The organism is Streptomyces sp. NPDC093600 (genome assembly GCF_044764755.1).
Taxonomy (GTDB): domain Bacteria; phylum Actinomycetota; class Actinomycetes; order Streptomycetales; family Streptomycetaceae; genus Streptomyces.
Window position 1 is genome coordinate 872,295 of record NZ_JBIWIU010000001.1, and the last position, 15,864, is coordinate 888,158.

The following is a 15,864-nucleotide window of genomic DNA, read 5'->3' on the forward strand; positions in this document are numbered from 1 at the left end:
CGGGCGCGAAGGGGTAGGACCGTTGGGGTCTATGAGGGGCGAACCCAGTTGCCCGAAGTGCGGTGGCCGGGTCAGGGCGCCCGGACTTTTTGCCGACTCCTGGCAGTGCGACGTGCATGGCTTCGTGCACCCGCTGCAACCCGTGATCCCGCCCAGCGTCGAGGCCCTCGGTGTGGTGGTGCACCGGGCCGAGGTACCGGTGTGGATGCCGTGGCCCCTGCCGGTCGGCTGGCTCTTCACCGGGGTCGCGTACGCCGGTGACGACCGCAGCGGCGGACGCGCCACAGCGGTCGCCTGCTCCGGCCCCGGGCCGCTCGGCGGACTCGGGGAGCTGCTGCTGATCGCCGAGGAGCTCGGCGTCGGCCTCGGCGCCCGGTACGCCGGGATCGACGGGCCCGATCCCGGACCGGGCATGTCCATCGACAAACCGGCCCAGACGAAGGTCCTCGCCGCCGGCCGTCCGACCCCGCTCTGGCATGTGAACGGCGCCCCGCACGACCGCGCCGTCTTCGCCGGGGAGGCGCGGGGGCTGTGGCTGTGGGCGATCGTCTGGCCCGAGCAGTCCGGACTGCTGATGTACGACGAGCTGGTGCTTACGGACCTGCGGGACGCGGGCGCGGAGGTGGAGCTCCTGCCGTGCGGGGCGCTGACACCGAGACTGCTCGCGTAGCGGTGAACCGGGGCGGCGGGGGAGAGCGGCGGGGACGTCCGGTCCGCGCATGTCGGCGTGGTGCCGCCATCAAGGCCCGCGGGCCCGGGTGTTCGATTCGCCCGTTATGCTGAAGCGTCCCCCTCGTCCGCCCCGAGCCCTCCGGAGTACCGCGTCGTGCGCATCGACCTGCACACCCACTCCACGGCGTCGGACGGTACGGACACCCCCGCCGAGCTGGTCCGTAACGCGGCCGCCGCCGGGCTCGACGTCGTCGCCCTCACCGACCACGACACCACCCGCGGACACGCCGAGGCGATCGCCGCGCTCCCCGAGGGCCTGACCCTGATCACGGGCGCCGAGCTGTCGTGCCGGATCGACGGGGTCGGTCTGCACATGCTGGCGTACCTCTTCGACCCCGACGAGCCCGAGCTGGCCGCCGAGCGGGAGCTCGTCCGCGACGACCGGGTGCCGCGCGCCCGGGCCATGGTCGGCAAGCTCCAGGACCTGGGCGTCCCCGTCACCTGGGAGCAGGTGGCCCGGATCGCCGGGGACGGCTCGGTCGGCCGCCCGCACGTCGCGGAGGCGCTGGTCGAGCTCGGGGTCGTACCGGACGTGTCCGGCGCGTTCACGCCGCAGTGGCTCGCCGACGGCGGTCGGGCGTACGTCCAGAAGCACGAACTGGACCCGTTCGACGCGATCCGCCTGGTCAAGGCGGCCGGCGGCGTCACCGTCTTCGCCCACCCGCTCGCCGTCAAGCGCGGCGAGGTCGTGCCCGAGGCCGCGATAGCCCGGCTCGCGGAGGCGGGTCTCGACGGCATCGAGGTCGACCACATGGACCACGACGAGGCGACGCGGGCGCGGTTGCGCGGGCTGGCGAAGGAACTGGGACTGCTCACCACGGGCTCCAGCGACTACCACGGCACCCGCAAGACGTGCGTACTCGGCGAGTACACCACCGACCCCGAGATCTACGGCGAGATCACCCGCCGCGCCACCGGAGCCTTCCCGGTCCCGGGCACGGGCGGACCCGCGTAGTCCCTGTCCCGCGGATTACGGCCGGGGGCCTGACCCCCGGCACGGCACGCACGGCACTTCGCCGGGTCGCCGAAGCGCCCGACCGGCTCTGGCAGGTCCGGCGCCTTGTGACGTCTCCCCTCGGCCCTGCGCGCCTAGGGAGCCCCCATGCCCGGTCCGCCCCTGCCCTGGTCCATCGGACAGCCCCTGGCCGGTCCGGCCCGAGGGCGGCGGAACCGCTCAGTGTCCGGGGAACCCGCCGTGACCGGCCGTCCTTCGCGGGACATCGATTCCCCTTGACCCCCATGCGCCCCCCAAGGCGCCCCACACCCCTCGTACACCCCCATACGCAAGGCTCACCGTGTTCGACGTCGCCGTCTTCGGCTCGCTGTTTCTGACCCTATTTGTGATCATGGATCCCCCCGGGATCACCCCGATCTTCCTCGCCCTCACCTCCGGACGCCCGGCCAAGGTCCAGCGCCGCATGGCCTGGCAGGCCGTCGCCGTCGCCTTCGGTGTCATCACCGTCTTCGGCATCCTGGGGCAGCAGATCCTCGCGTACCTCCATGTCTCGGTCCCCGCCCTGATGATCGCGGGTGGGCTTCTCCTGCTGCTCATCGCGCTCGATCTGCTCACCGGCAAGACCGACGAGCCCAAGCAGACCAAGGACGTCAACGTCGCCCTCGTCCCCCTCGGCATGCCGCTGCTCGCCGGGCCCGGAGCGATCGTGTCCGTGATCCTCGCCGTCCAGCACGCCGAAGGCGTCGGCGGCCAGGTCTCCGTCTGGTCGGCGATTGTCGCCATGCACGTCGTGCTCTGGCTGACCATGCGCTACTCGCTGCTGATCATCCGCGTCATCAAGGACGGCGGCGTCGTGCTCGTGACCCGGCTCGCCGGCATGATGCTGTCGGCCATCGCCGTGCAGCAGATCATCAACGGCGTCACCCAGGTCATCCAGGGCGCCTGAGCCCACCCCCCCGTACACCCGTACACCCCTGCGCCCGCACATCACTGCGCCCGCACATCACTGCGCCCCCGTACGGATTCCGTTCCACGGAGTCCATGCGGGGGCGCGGTGCTTGAGTGAGTGCCCTACGGCATTACGAGGCCGAGGTCTCGGCCGGGCGGATCCAGATGCGCTGGCCGATCGATGCGGCCTGCTGCACGATCCGGTTGACGGAGGCGGCGTCCACAACGGTCCGGTCGACGGGGGTGCCGTCGATGTCGTCGAGTCGCAGGATTTCGAAGCGCATGGGCTTCTCCCTTCGTCGGAGTTGATCCTCCTGGGTGGAGAACTGTGGTGACGTACGGTTCAACGGCGATGCATCCTGCAAATATTCCCTACGCTAAGGAAATTTTTCGGATGTCTAACTACTGACTGGTAAGGGACAATGGCGGGTGACCGGCAACCGGCGGACAATGAGGCCCGTATGAACGACGCACACATCCCTCAGACGCCGCCGGACGAGTCGGTCCACGCACTCGGTGCCCGCCTGGAGCGCACCAATGAGCTCCTCGTGCGGATGCTGGCCGAAGTGGCCAAGACCCCTTCTACCCACGCCATCTTCGTCGACGCGGGTTACGTCTATGCTGCGGCCGGGTTGCTGGTCGCGGGCACCGAGGACCGGCGCTCCTTCGACCTCGACGCCGAGGGCCTGATCGAGGCCTTCATCGACAAGGCCCGCACGATCTTCGCGGACAGCCGGCTGCTGCGCGTGTACTGGTACGACGGCGCCCGGCGCCGCATCCACACGCCCGAGCAGCAGTCGATCGCCGAGCTTCCCGACGTCAAGGTCCGCCTCGGCAACCTCAACTCCAACAACCAGCAGAAGGGCGTCGACTCCCTCATCCGCTCCGACCTGGAGTCGCTGGCCCGCCACCGCGCCATCAGCGACGCCGCCCTCGTCGGCGGCGACGAGGACCTCGTCTCGGCCGTGGAGGCCGCCCAGGGCTACGGCGCCCGGGTCCACCTCTGGGGCATCGAGGCCGCCGAGGGACGCAACCAGGCCGAGCCGCTGCTCTGGGAGGTCGACAGCCGGCGCACCTTCGACCTGGACTTCTGCCGCCCCTACGTGACCCGCCGACCGGTCACGACGTACGAGAACGAGGGCGAGCCGCCGCCCTCACGCGACGAGGTCCGCTTCATCGGCGCGCAGATCGCCGCCGCGTGGCTCGGCGAGCGGGGCCGCGACGCGATGGCCGAACTGCTGCCCGGGCAGCCGTATCTCCCCGGGCCCGTCGACCAGGACCTCCTGATCGAGGCGGAGAAACTGCTCAGCCGCTCCCTGCGCGGGCACGCCGCCCTGCGCAGGGCGTTGCGCGACGGCTTCTGGCAGCACCTCCAGGGCCAGTACTGACCCCCGCTGGGTACTGTCCCTATCCGCAGCGCTCCCAGAACGCGGTCAGCCGGTCGGCCAGCTCCTGGGGGTGCGACACGTTGGGGGAGTGGCCCGCGCCCACCACGACCGTGTGATGGGCGCCGGTCGTGCGGGCGGCGGCCGCGAGTTCGGCCACCGACCAGACCATCTCGCCGTCGCCGTACGCGATGTGCAGCGGGACCGTGAGCCGCGCGAGCTGGGCCGTACCGTCCCGCTCGCGGCGCAACAGCCGCCCGGCCGACGAGAGTTGGATGACCCGCGTGCGCATCCAGCGGCGCCGCAGGAACAGCACGATCTCCGGGGGGTCGGTGAAGCCGGGCGCCTCACCGCGGCTGTCCAGCCAGCGCGTGGCCAGCCACACCCGCTCCTTGGGCAGCACCGCCAGCGCGCCCCGCAGCATCCGCACCCGGACGCGCTGGGGCCGGGCGACCCGGCCGGGCCCCGAGGAGAGCAGCGTGAGCGACCGGAACGCCTCCGGCGCCAGCCAGGCCGCCGAGCGGGCGACCAGACCGCCGAACGAGTGCCCGAGCAGATGCACCGGCCCGTCCCCGAGCGCCACCGCCTGCGCGACGGCGTCCAGCGCCAGCGCCCGCCTGCTGTACGCGGACCGCTGCCGCGGCCCCGGAGTCTCGTGCTGCCCTCGGCCGTCCACGGCCACCGCGCGGTAGCCGGCGTCGCTCAGCGGTCCCAGCAGCGCGAGGAAGTCCTCCTTGCTGCCGGTGTAGCCGGGCAGCAGCAGCACCGTCCCGCGAACCTCACCGGCGGGCGCGGTGTCCAGCACGGCGAAGCCGCCACGCGCCGTCAGCAGCTGGTAGGAGCGGGTGCGGGGCGGCAGCTCCAGGGACCGCGGCTTGCTCATGGAAGGACTGTATCCGCAGATCGGAACGGTCGGATGGGCCCCCGGCTAGGGTGATCCTTTTCGAACAGGGGAGGGAATGTGAAGCGCTGGCAACGACGGCTGACGGTCGTCCTGTCACTCTTCGGTCTGGTGCTGACGGGGGCCGCACCGGCCACCGCGGCGAGCACCACCGCGACGTACACGGTGTGGAACTGGAACGTCGCCGGCAATGTCATGCACAGGGGCTCGACCACGGACGGCTTCGTCGAGGCGGCCGTCTCGTCCATCCGCCACCGCGGGGCGGACTTCGCGTCGTTCAACGAACTCTGCTTCAACCAGTACAAGGCGATCCAGGAGGGCCTGGTCGCGGCCGGCTGGCCCGAGGACACGGGCAACTTCTCGCGCTTCGCCGAGACGCTGGCCCCGAAGGCCGGCCTCTGCGACGGCCGGTCGTCGTTCGGCAACGCGCTCTTCAGCAAGAAGCCGCTCGGCACCTCGCGCCAGTACCTGCTGCCGCAGGCCGTGGAGAAGACCGCGAGCGGCGAGCTCAAGGACGCCGAACCCAGGAAGATGCTCTGCGCACCGCTTGCCGCGCAGGCGCGCATGAAGTTCTGCACCGTGCACATCACCACGAGCAACATCGTCCAGGCGGGGCAGACCGACGCGGACAACGTCCGCCAGCTCAACGCGGTCCGCGCCGTCCTCGACGGCTTCGACACCGCGGGCGAGACCTACCTCGTCGCGGGCGACTTCAACGCGCAGCCGCACTACGGCCGGCTCAACGGGTACTACGCACCGTCCGCGGACACCGTGAACAACCCGAACAACACGGGCGCCCACCGAGAGCTCGACGACGCGGACGCCACGTACTGCCCGGGCTACGGCGAGTGGACGGCCGACGGCACCCCCGGGGCGACCCCGCCGTGCGGCGGTAAGGCGAAGATCGACCACATCTTCGCCCGCGAGAGCCGCGTCGCCGGGCCCTACAGCGCGGACTCGCTGGCCATCGCCACCGGCTGCACCGTCGCCAACCCGCCGGAGGGCGCCACGGACCCGACCGCGTGCTCGGATCACCGGGTCGTCGTCGGAACGGTGCCGCTGCTCATCGGCTGACCGCTTCTGTACGAGAACGACGCTGCGGCCCGGTCCCTGGGGAGGGACCGGGCCGCAGCGTCGCGGTACGGGCGAAGCCGTCAGCTCTCGGGCTGGGCGGCCGCGGCCTTCTTCGTCGTGCGGCGGCGCGGGGCCTTCGGGGCCTCGGCCGTCGCCTCGGTGGCCTCCGCCGGGGCGGTGGCCTTCTTGGTCGTACGGCGGCGCGGGGCGGTCTTCGGCTCCGAGGCGTCGGGGGCCTCGGCGACGACGGCCTTCTTGGCCGCACGGCGACGGGGAGCCTTGGGGGCCTCCTCGACCGTCTCGGCCACCTCGGCGACCGCAGCGGTCTCGGCCGGCGCGGCGGCCTTCTTCGTCACGCGGCGACGAGGGGCCTTGGGGGCCTCCTCGACGGCCTCGACGGCCACGGGGGCCGACTCGGCGGTCTCCGCCGTGACCTCGGCGACGGCCTTCTTCGCCGTGCGACGGCGGGGAGCCTTCTTCGGCTCCTCGACCGGCTCGACCGGCTCGGCCACCGGGGTGGCCGCAGCGGCGGCGGCAGCGGCGGCCGCGGCCGTCTCCACGGTCTGGAAGGTCACCGTCTCGGCCTCGGGCCTGGCGATCCGGGTGCGACGACGACGCGGCTTGGGCGCCTCCTCGACCACGGGAGCCACCGGAGCGGCCGTGGCCACCGAAGCGGCGGGGGCCGAGGGGGCCTCCGCCACGGCCTGCGCGGTCGGCACGGCGCCCGTACGGGTGCGGCGACGGCGGCGCGGGGTGCGCGGCTCGGCCGGGGCGTCGGCGGCGGCCGAGGGGGCCTCCGCCGCCGGGGTGGCGACAGCGGCCGTCTCCTCGAGCACGGCTCCGCCGCGCGTGCGACGACGCTGACGCGGCGTGCGCGTACGGGCCGGGCGCTCCTCGGCGGGGGCGGCGGCCGGGGCCGCCTTCTTCCTGCCGCGGCCACCGGGCTCGCCCAGGTCCTCCAGCTCCTCCGCGCCCAGACCCGCACGGGTCCGGTCGGCGCGCGGCAGGACACCCTTGGTGCCGGCCGGGATGTCCAGCTCCTCGAAGAGGTGCGGGGAGGTGGAGTACGTCTCCGGCGGGTCCGGGAAGCCCAGGTCCAGCGTCTTGTTGATCAGCTGCCAGCGCGGGATGTCGTCCCAGTCGACGAGGGTGACGGCGATGCCCTTCGCCCCCGCGCGGCCGGTGCGGCCGATGCGGTGGAGGTAGGTCTTCTCGTCCTCGGGCGACTGGTAGTTGATGACGTGCGTGACGCCGTCGACGTCGATTCCGCGCGCGGCGACGTCGGTGCAGACGAGCACGTCCACCTTGCCGTTGCGGAACGCGCGCAGGGCCTGCTCGCGCGCGCCCTGGCCGAGGTCTCCGTGGACCGCGCCCGAGGCGAAGCCGCGCTGGGCGAGCTGGTCGGCGATGTCGGCCGCCGTCCGCTTCGTACGGCAGAAGATCATCGCGAGCCCGCGGCCGTTGGCCTGCAGGATGCGGGAGACCATCTCCGGCTTGTCCATGGAGTGCGCGCGGTAGACGCGCTGGGTGGTGTTGCGCACGGTCGCGCCCTCGTCGTCCGGCGAGGTGGCGTTGATGTGCGTGGGCTGCGACATGTAGCGACGGGCCAGACCGATGACCGCGCCCGGCATGGTCGCCGAGAACAGCATGGTCTGACGCTTCGCCGGAAGCATGTTGATGATCTTCTCGACGTCGGGCAGGAAGCCCAGGTCGAGCATCTCGTCCGCCTCGTCCAGGACCAGCGCCTTGACGTGGGACAGGTCGAGCTTGCGCTGCCCGGCCAGGTCGAGCAGTCGGCCCGGGGTGCCGACGATCACGTCGACGCCCTTCTTCAGGGCCTCGACCTGCGGCTCGTAGGCCCGGCCGCCGTAGATGGCGAGCACGCGGACGTTACGGACCTTGCCGGCGGTCAGCAGGTCGTTGGTGACCTGCGTGCACAGCTCACGGGTGGGCACGACCACCAGGGCCTGCGGGGCGTCGGTCAGCTGCTCGGGCTGCGCCCGGCCGGCCTCGACGTCCGCGGGGACGGTGACGCGATCCAGGAGGGGCAGACCGAAGCCGAGCGTCTTGCCGGTGCCGGTCTTGGCCTGGCCGATGACGTCGCTGCCGGAGAGTGCGACCGGAAGGGTCATCTCCTGGATGGGGAACGCGGTGACGATGCCGACGGCTTCGAGCGCCTCGGCCGTCTCGGGAAGGATCCCGAGCTCTCGGAAAGTCGTAGTCAGGGTGCTGCCTCTTCTGTGAGACGCGGCATGAGGCGAACGAAGGGGGTCGTACCGTGCCAGATTCGCTTCCGGCCGGATCGGACACATCCCGGATCGGATCGATCCTGGATCGTGAAGACCACAACCGGGGTGGCGCGGGACCACTGCCGTCGCTCGAGCGTCATGCCGCTGAGGGACCCTTCCGCGGTGCGCGGGGAGGGCTGTCGGGTCGGAGCCAGTCGGGCCACCGACCGGGCATCCTCATTCATGAGATGGCCCACCGGGTACGTCCGAACGTGCGAAAGCATGTCCGCATACTCAGCAGGCGCTTTATCACTGTACCCCGGAATCGCGCAGGTGTGTTGGGAGAATTCGTAATGAGGGCGCGGTCACAGTGACTGACCAGGGCCTTCCTCGTCCCGGCGAGCGGGCTATTGTGCGCTTCATGGAGACGCCTGACAACGCCACACCGGCCGAGGAAACCACCGGGATCGCCGCCCAGGACTGGGCCACGGCATCCGCAGAGCCGCAGTACCGCGCCGCGGTCGTCGACCTTCTGGGCGCCCTCGCCTACGGCGAACTGGCGGCGTTCGAGCGGCTCGCCGAGGATGCCAAGCTGGCGCCCACCCTCGCCGACAAGGCCGAGCTGGCGAAGATGGCCACCGCCGAGTTCCACCACTTCGAGCAGCTGCGCGACCGCCTCACCGCCGTGGACGCCGAGCCGACGGCCGCGATGGAGCCGTTCGCCAAGGCGCTCGACGACTTCCACCGCCAGACCGCACCGTCCGACTGGCTGGAGGGTCTGGTCAAGGCGTACGTCGGCGACTCGATCGCCAGTGACTTCTACCGCGAGGTGGCGGCCCGGCTGGACTCCGACACGCGTCGGCTGGTGCTCTCCGTGCTCGACGACACGGGTCACGGCAACTTCGCCGTGGAGAAGGTCCGTGCCGCGATCGACGCCGACCCGCGGGTCGGCGGACGGCTCGCGCTGTGGGCGCGCCGGCTGATGGGCGAGGCGCTCTCCCAGGCCCAGCGGGTGGTCGCCGAGCGCGACGCCCTGTCGACGATGCTGGTCGGCGGCGTGGCCGACGGCTTCGACCTGGCGGAGGTCGGCCGGATGTTCTCCCGTATCACCGAAGCCCACACCAAGCGCATGGCGGCCCTCGGCCTGGCCGCGTAGCCGACCGCCCGGAGGCGGGGGCGGGGGCGGTGCCTGGTACGGCGCTGCTCACGCCGCCGCTGATCGGCGCAGCCGGCGCGATGCCGGACGGATCAGCAGCGAGAGCAGCACGGCCGAGACGGCGAGCGCGCCGATCAGCGTGGCCAGGACATGGCCGGGCCCCAGCGCCCCGTGGGTGACGAGGGCGCCGAACACGGCGCCGAGCGAGCCCGTGGTGAGGACGACCCCACGTGCGGGGAGGCGGTCGGGCAGCCGGTGCACGGCGGCCCAGGCCAGGGCGAGTCCGAGCAGAGCGGAGCCGAGGGCTTCCAGGAACACGGGATCACCTCGCGTGCGGAGCGTGGCCGGGCAATTCGGTCGTAGGCGGTCCTACCCGGGCCGCGCGGAAAACAACCCTCCCTCGCCCCCCTCACCAGCGCATTCGGCCCACACGCAACAGGACACGCCGAAACCCTGCAGACGGGGCACGCCGGAGCCCGGCGAGACGGGGGCACGCGGTACCTCCCGAGACGCGGCACGGCAGACGAAAGGCCCGGCGGACCAGGTCCGCCGGGCCTTTCGTCGTATGGACGTACGTCTCAGAGCGCGCCGAAGCCCACCCGGCGCACCGCCGGCTCGCCGATCTCCACGTACGCGATCTTCTCGGCCGGGATCAGGACCCTGCGGCCCTTCTCGTCCGTGAGGCTGAGCAGCTGCGCCTTGCCGGCCAGCGCGTCGGCCACGGCGCGCTCGACCTCCTCGGCGGACTGCCCGCTCTCCAGAACGATCTCCCGGGGTGCGTGCTGCACGCCGATCTTGACCTCCACGGCTATGTCCCTCCGAACGGTCAGCGTTGCGCGTTTCCCCGCGCCGTACGCTGCACACATTAGCCCGGTGAGGGGACACCCACGGCGCAGCCGCTCAACGCCAGGAGCGAACAGCGGCGCCCCGGAGGCGAGGCCCGGACCGGAGCGTCAGTGACCCTCGGCGCTCAGCTGACCGTCCGCCGGGTGCAGCGGGAACCCGGCGATACCGCGCCAGGCCAGGGAGGTCAGCAGTGCCACCGCCTTGTCGCGCGGGATCGCGGACTCGCTGGAGAGCCAGTAGCGCGCGACGACCTGCGAGACCCCGCCGAGGCCCACGGCCAGCAGCATCGACTCGTCCTTGGACAGACCGGTGTCCTCCGCGATGACGTCGGAGATGGCCTCCGCGCACTGCAGGCTGACCCGGTCCACGCGCTCGCGCACGGCCGGTTCGTTGGTCAGGTCCGACTCGAAGACGAGCCGGAACGCGCCGCCCTCGTCCTCGACGTACGCGAAGTACGCGTCCATCGTCGCCGCCACCCGGAGCTTGTTGTCCGTGGTGGACGCGAGAGCGGTGCGCACGGCCTGGAGGAGCGCCTCGCAGTGCTGGTCGAGAAGGGCGAGGTAGAGCTCCAGCTTGCCGGGGAAGTGCTGGTACAGCACCGGCTTGCTGACACCCGCCCGCTCGGCGATGTCGTCCATCGCGGCGGAGTGGTAGCCCTGTGCGACGAACACCTCCTGGGCTGCCCCCAGGAGCTGGTTCCGTCGGGCTCGGCGCGGCAGGCGCGTGCCCCGAGGGCGTGCTGCCTCTGTCTGCTCGATGGCTGTCACGCCGCCTCCCAAAAATCGATCCATGCGCGCTCAGGCGCCGCGCCCGCCATCGTACTTTTGGGTAACCCGGCTGTGCGCGGTGCGGACGGAGAATTTCACGGACCGGACGCCCGGAGCGATCGGCAATTCAACGTTAAACAGAACAAATCAGCGGTAGTCGTCTTCATCCAGCGTGACCACGCGTGCCTGTTCGGAGGCGTCGGCCTCGTTCGCCGACTCCTGTTCCAGGTGTGTGGGCGGCTCGTCCTCACGCTGCTGCAGTTCGGTGTGCTGCTCGGCCGCGTCGGCCTCGGGGGTTTCCTCGTCCAGCACGACGGCCTCTTCCTCCGCGAAAGTGTCCGGCTCGTTCGGATCGACAGTCATACGGTTCCTCTCCGGCGCGCGGTTCCTCTCCGATGACCCTGTCCTTCGAGACTAGAAGCACACTCCGCTCGGCGCACCCGATCCTGTGACACCCCACACACACGCCACCGCGTGATCGTCTCGTAATATTGCGGCCATGTCGTCGACCGACCTGCCGGAGACCCGGATTGCCGCCGCACCGCCCGCGTCGCGGAACCGCACCGTGCGGGTGGCCGACGGAGAGGAGCTGCGCTCCGTCGCGCTCCCCGGCCTCACGCTCACCGTGCGCGCCCGCCCGGGCAACCGCCCCGGCCTCGCGCCCGCGCTCTACGTCCACGGCCTCGGCGGTTCGTCCCTGAACTGGTCGGCCCTGATGCCGCTGCTCGCGGACCACGTCGAGGGCGAGGCGGTCGACCTTCCGGGCTTCGGTGACTCCCCGCCGCCCGACGACGGCAACTACTCGGTCACCGCGCACGCCCGCGCCGTCATCCGCCTGCTCGACGCGCGCGGCCGCGGCCCGGTCCACCTCATCGGCAACTCCCTCGGCGGCTCCGTCGCCACCCGGGTCGCCGCCGTCCGGCCCGACCTCGTGCGCACCCTGACCCTGATCTCCCCGGCCCTGCCCGAGCTGCGCGCCCAGCGCAACGCCTGGCCGACCGCGTTCCTCGCCCTGCCGGGCGTCGCCTCCCTCTTCTCCCGGCTGACCCGGGACTGGACACCGGAGCAGCGGGTCCGCAGTGTCATGGCCCTCTGTTACGGAGACCCCGGCCGGGTCACCGACGAGGGCGTCCAGCACGCGGTGGAGGAGATGGAACGGCGCCTGGAGCTGCCGTACTTCTGGGACGCCATGGCACGCTCCTCTCGCGGCATCGTCGACGCGTACACCCTCGGCGGCCAGCACGGACTGTGGCGGCAGGCGGAGCGGGTGCTCGCCCCGACGCTGCTCGTCTACGGCGGCCGTGACCAGCTCGTCTCGTTCCGGATGGCGCGCAAGGCGGCCATGGCGTTCCGCGGCTCGCGGCTCCTGACCCTCCCGGACGCCGGGCATGTGGCGATGATGGAATACCCCGAAACGGTCGCCCAGGCCGTACGGGAGCTCATCGAGGACAACCGAGAGAACGAAGCAGACGCGGCAGGCGAAGCAGACGCAGCAGGCCAAGCAGACGAAGAAGCCGGCACAGACGACAGCGGCGGGAGCTGATCCGGGGCGTGGGACGACATAGTCGGAGGGGCCCCGCGCCCTCTCCCGCCGCCGAAACGGGCCGGCAGGAGACCGCGGGGCCCGGGGCGGGGACGGGACGCCGAAGGCGGGCGCCCGGCCAGGAGACGTACGGGCAAGACGCGTACGGGCAGGACGCGTACGGGCAGGACGCGTACGGGCAAGACGCGTACGGTCGCGAGACGTACGGACAAGAGACGTACGGACAAGAGGCGCGCGCACAAGAGGCGCGCGCACAAGAGGCGCGCGCACAAGAGGCGTACGGGCGCGGCCGGCACGGACGCTCGCCTCAGCGGCAGACGGACGGCCGGACGGCGACCGCCTACGGGCAGGGCGCGTGGGACACGCCGGCGCACGGCACCCCGGGGTACGCCGCCCCCGCCGATTCGCCCGTACGGGGAGGGCATCCCGACCGCGTCGACGGGACCTCCCGGGCCGAGCGGCACGGCGACCGGCAGGACACGCCCCGTACCGCGCCCCGGCCGACGGGCTCGCAGGCGCCGTTCATCCCCGGCCCCCGGCGGGAGGCCCCCGCCGCGCCCCCGGTGGCGGCTCCCGACGACGCGCCCACCGACGACCGGCCCGGACCGCGCCCCGAGGAGGAGCCGCGGCCCGCCAGGAGCGGCGGTCTGGGACGCACCCTGACCGGTATCGCGGCCGCCGCCGTCACCACCGTCCTCGCCCTCGTCGTGGCCGGTCAGGTCGCCGAAGGCAAGTCCCGCAACCCCCTCGCCCGAGCGGCCGGGGACCCCGCCGGCCGGGCCGCCGACGGCACCGCCTCGCGCTCCGACGACCGCCTGACCCCCACCAAACCCGTGCCGCGCGAACAGGCTCCGCCGACCGCGCCGCCGACGTACGAGCAGTTGATGGCCCGTCAGTTCCCCATCGACCCGCGCCTCCGGGGATCGGGCGACTTCGAGGCCGTCCCCGGCTTCGACAAGGCACCCGGCAAGGGGCGCAAGGTCCGCTACCGGGTCGATGTCGAGAAGGGGCTCGCGCTCGACGCCAAGCTCTTCGCGCGGGCCGTGCAGACCACCCTCAACGACGAGCGGAGCTGGGCCGGAAAGGGCGCGATGACCTTCGAGCGGATCTCCAGCGGAGAGCCGGAGTTCGTGGTCACCCTCGCCAGCCCCGGCACCACCGCCACCTGGTGCGCGAAGTCCGGTCTCGACACCACCGTCGACAACGTCTCCTGCGACTCCGCCTCCACCTCCCGCGTGATGATCAACGCCTTCCGCTGGGCGCAGGGCGCGGAGACCTTCGGGGACCGGGCGATGCCGGCCTACCGTCAGATGCTCATCAACCACGAGGTCGGCCACCGCCTCGGGTACGGCCATGTGACCTGCCGTACGCCCGGCGCGCTCGCACCCGTGATGCAGCAGCAGACCAAGTCCCTGGAGATCGACGGCATCAAGTGCCGCCCCAATCCCTGGGTGCACCCCGGCGACTGACGGACGGTCGGCGTCAGAGCCCTCCGCGGCCTGACCCAGCGTGACCTCGCCACCGCATAGCGCGACAGAACGCGCCCGCGGTGTGAAAGTTACGTGCATTCACCCCTTCCGGTGGCGCGATGGACAACCGTCCGTCGCGCCACCGGCATATCCGCTTACGTTCTTCCCGCTGAAGCGTCGCCGGACCGAAGGCGGCGGCCGTCAAGGGAGATCGGGGGTGCACTCATGCGGATCGGACTGGTCACGGAGGGTGGCTACCCGTACGCCACGGGTGATGCCGGGCTCTGGTGCGACCGGCTCGTACGCGGGCTCGCCCCGCACGAGTTCGACCTCTACGCCCTCAGCCGCAGCGCCCGCCAGGAGGACGCCGGCCGGGTCGACCTGCCCCCGCACGTCCGGCGCGTCCGCACGGCGCCGCTGTGGGCGCCCGAGGACGACCGCCACACCTACGGACGGCGCGACCGGCGGCTCTTCGCCGGACACTTCCGCGCCCTCGCCACCGGCCTCTGCGCCGAGCCCGCGCACGACGGTGGCGACGAGAGCACGGACGCCTTCGCCGAAGGGCTCTACGGCCTCGCCGAACTCGCCCGCGAGCGCGGCGGACTCCACGCCGCCCTCCGCTCCGAACTCGCCGTCCGCACGCTCGAGTCCGCCTGCCGAGCCCCCGGCGTGCGCCGGGGCGTGGCCGCCGCCACCGTCCCCGACCACCTCGCCTTCGTCGACCAGCTGGAGCGCGCCCTGCGCCCGCTCTCGCTCGACTGGTACGACGACGACGGGCTCGGCGCCGTCGACCTCTGCCACGCCGCCTCCGGCGGTTCGGCGGCCCTGCCCGGCCTGTTGGCCAAACGCTTCTTCGGCACCCCGCTGCTGGTCACGGAGTACGGCGTACAACTGCGCGCCCACTACCTCACGGCCCCCGACGCGCCGCTCTCCGCGCCCGTACGCGCCCTGCTCGCCGCCTTCCAGGGCCGACTCGCCGCCGAGATCTACCGCCAGGCCGCGCTGCTCACCCCCGGCAACACCCACGCCCGCCGCTGGCAGGAGAGGTGCGGGGCCGACCGGGCCAGGATCCGCACGGTCTACCCCGGCATGGAGGCGGAGCGGTTCGCCGAGGTCGGCGAGGACGAGGAGAGCGGCGACCCGACCACCCTCGTCTGGGTCGGCCGGGTGGAACCCGCCAAGGACCTGATCGCGCTGCTGCACGCCTTCGCCGAGGTCCGCAAGGCGCAGCCCGACGCCCGGCTGCGGATCATCGCCGCCCCCGTGCGGGACGCCGGCGCCGAGGCGTATCTCGCGCACTGCAGGACCCTCGCGGCCCAGCTCTTCCCCGACGAGGCCACCGGGGCGCACGCCGTCGGCGAGAACCCGGTCACTTTCGAGGAGATCGGCGGCCCGGAGGCGCCCACGCTCGCCGAGGCGTACGGGGCGGGCGCGGTCGTGGTGCTCTCCAGCGTCGTCGAGGGCTTCCCGATCAGCCTGGTCGAGGCGATGTTCTGCGCCCGGGCCACGGTCTCGACGGACGTCGGCGCGGTCGTGGAGGTCATCGGCGGCACAGGGCTCGTCGTACCCCCGCGCAATCCGCGGGCGCTCGCCGACGCCTGCCTCGCGCTGCTGCGCGACCCGGAGCGCCGCTACCGCCTGGGCGCCGCCGCGCGGGCCCGCGCCCTCGAACTCTTCACGGTCGAGCAGAACCTGACGGCGTTCCGCGGCATGTACCTGGAGCTCCTCTCCCACGCGCCGGTACGCCGCCGCGCCGGCGAGGGCGTTCCCTTCGGCCACCCGGCGGAGGCGTACGTCCCCGGTGCCTGGGCGGACCAGCCGGTGACCGCGACCACCGGCGCGGGAGACCACGATGCCTGA

Annotated in this window: 16 protein-coding genes; 9 read left to right on the top strand and 7 right to left on the bottom strand. The window is 72.4% G+C overall.

Features of this window, described 5'->3' with window-relative positions; genetic code table 11:
* The first annotated feature begins 31 nt into the window (after nucleotides 1–31).
* From ACIRB4_RS04300 to ACIRB4_RS04310, 3 genes are all read left to right on the top strand, one after another.
* A complete protein-coding gene (locus tag ACIRB4_RS04300) occupies nucleotides 32–670 on the top strand; it encodes a DUF6758 family protein (RefSeq protein WP_403288330.1) in 639 nt (212 codons plus the stop codon).
* Between the two features lie 156 nt (nucleotides 671–826).
* Nucleotides 827–1,687: a PHP domain-containing protein gene (locus ACIRB4_RS04305; RefSeq protein ID WP_403288332.1), complete on the top strand. Its 861-nt coding sequence runs from the start codon at nucleotides 827–829 to the stop codon at nucleotides 1,685–1,687.
* A 340-nt stretch (nucleotides 1,688–2,027) separates the two neighbouring features.
* A complete protein-coding gene (locus ACIRB4_RS04310; RefSeq protein WP_356896601.1) occupies nucleotides 2,028–2,633 on the top strand; it encodes a MarC family protein in 606 nt (201 codons plus the stop codon).
* 133 nt (nucleotides 2,634–2,766) lie between these two features.
* Here ACIRB4_RS04310 and ACIRB4_RS04315 read toward each other — a convergent pair whose 3' ends face one another.
* On the bottom strand, nucleotides 2,767–2,919 hold the full coding sequence (locus ACIRB4_RS04315) for a hypothetical protein (RefSeq protein WP_086024648.1): 153 nt from the start codon (nucleotides 2,917–2,919) through the stop codon (nucleotides 2,767–2,769).
* Nucleotides 2,920–3,096: 177 nt separating this feature from the next.
* On the opposite strand from ACIRB4_RS04315, the gene ACIRB4_RS04320 reads away from it, so the two are divergent.
* Nucleotides 3,097–4,023 carry an NYN domain-containing protein gene (locus ACIRB4_RS04320; protein ID WP_403288333.1) on the top strand — a complete coding sequence of 309 codons (927 nt, stop codon included), beginning with the start codon at nucleotides 3,097–3,099 and terminating at the stop codon, nucleotides 4,021–4,023.
* Between the two features lie 19 nt (nucleotides 4,024–4,042).
* Here ACIRB4_RS04320 and ACIRB4_RS04325 read toward each other — a convergent pair whose 3' ends face one another.
* The gene (locus tag ACIRB4_RS04325; protein WP_403288334.1) at nucleotides 4,043–4,903 is read right to left on the bottom strand and encodes an alpha/beta fold hydrolase; all 861 of its coding nucleotides are present in this window, start codon (nucleotides 4,901–4,903) and stop codon (nucleotides 4,043–4,045) included.
* A 78-nt stretch (nucleotides 4,904–4,981) separates the two neighbouring features.
* Between ACIRB4_RS04325 and ACIRB4_RS04330 the strand changes: the two genes are divergently transcribed.
* Nucleotides 4,982–5,995 (top strand): endonuclease/exonuclease/phosphatase family protein, encoded by a 1,014-nt coding sequence (locus tag ACIRB4_RS04330; protein ID WP_403288336.1) that lies wholly within the window; start codon nucleotides 4,982–4,984, stop codon nucleotides 5,993–5,995.
* 80 nt (nucleotides 5,996–6,075) lie between these two features.
* Here the strand turns inward: ACIRB4_RS04330 and ACIRB4_RS04335 are convergent, their stop codons facing one another.
* Nucleotides 6,076–8,307 (bottom strand): DEAD/DEAH box helicase, encoded by a 2,232-nt coding sequence (locus ACIRB4_RS04335; RefSeq protein ID WP_403288337.1) that lies wholly within the window; start codon nucleotides 8,305–8,307, stop codon nucleotides 6,076–6,078.
* A 337-nt stretch (nucleotides 8,308–8,644) separates the two neighbouring features.
* On the opposite strand from ACIRB4_RS04335, the gene ACIRB4_RS04340 reads away from it, so the two are divergent.
* Nucleotides 8,645–9,379, top strand: a complete 735-nt coding sequence (locus ACIRB4_RS04340; protein ID WP_403288338.1) for a ferritin-like fold-containing protein — start codon at nucleotides 8,645–8,647, stop codon at nucleotides 9,377–9,379.
* A gap of 48 nt (nucleotides 9,380–9,427) precedes the next feature.
* On the opposite strand, the gene ACIRB4_RS04345 is transcribed toward ACIRB4_RS04340, so the two are convergent.
* From ACIRB4_RS04345 to ACIRB4_RS04360, 4 genes are all read right to left on the bottom strand, one after another.
* The gene (locus ACIRB4_RS04345; protein WP_403288339.1) at nucleotides 9,428–9,697 is read right to left on the bottom strand and encodes a hypothetical protein; all 270 of its coding nucleotides are present in this window, start codon (nucleotides 9,695–9,697) and stop codon (nucleotides 9,428–9,430) included.
* 260 nt (nucleotides 9,698–9,957) lie between these two features.
* Nucleotides 9,958–10,185, bottom strand: coding sequence for a DUF3107 domain-containing protein (locus tag ACIRB4_RS04350; protein WP_365714460.1), 228 nt, complete (start codon nucleotides 10,183–10,185; stop codon nucleotides 9,958–9,960).
* Nucleotides 10,186–10,332: 147 nt separating this feature from the next.
* The gene (locus ACIRB4_RS04355) at nucleotides 10,333–10,992 is read right to left on the bottom strand and encodes a TetR/AcrR family transcriptional regulator (protein ID WP_356897296.1); all 660 of its coding nucleotides are present in this window, start codon (nucleotides 10,990–10,992) and stop codon (nucleotides 10,333–10,335) included.
* A 147-nt stretch (nucleotides 10,993–11,139) separates the two neighbouring features.
* Entirely contained in the window at nucleotides 11,140–11,355 is a 216-nt protein-coding gene (locus ACIRB4_RS04360; protein ID WP_403288340.1) for a hypothetical protein, read from the bottom strand.
* A gap of 136 nt (nucleotides 11,356–11,491) precedes the next feature.
* On the opposite strand from ACIRB4_RS04360, the gene ACIRB4_RS04365 reads away from it, so the two are divergent.
* The 3 genes from ACIRB4_RS04365 to ACIRB4_RS04375 all read left to right on the top strand — a co-directional run bounded on the left by ACIRB4_RS04365 (nucleotide 11,492) and on the right by ACIRB4_RS04375 (nucleotide 15,864).
* Complete coding sequence (locus tag ACIRB4_RS04365) at nucleotides 11,492–12,535, top strand: alpha/beta fold hydrolase (protein ID WP_403288341.1); 1,044 nt, start codon at nucleotides 11,492–11,494, stop codon at nucleotides 12,533–12,535.
* A gap of 8 nt (nucleotides 12,536–12,543) precedes the next feature.
* A complete protein-coding gene (locus ACIRB4_RS04370) occupies nucleotides 12,544–14,004 on the top strand; it encodes a DUF3152 domain-containing protein (RefSeq protein ID WP_403288342.1) in 1,461 nt (486 codons plus the stop codon).
* Nucleotides 14,005–14,229: 225 nt separating this feature from the next.
* Nucleotides 14,230–15,864, top strand: coding sequence for a DUF3492 domain-containing protein (locus ACIRB4_RS04375; RefSeq protein ID WP_403288343.1), 1,635 nt, complete (start codon nucleotides 14,230–14,232; stop codon nucleotides 15,862–15,864).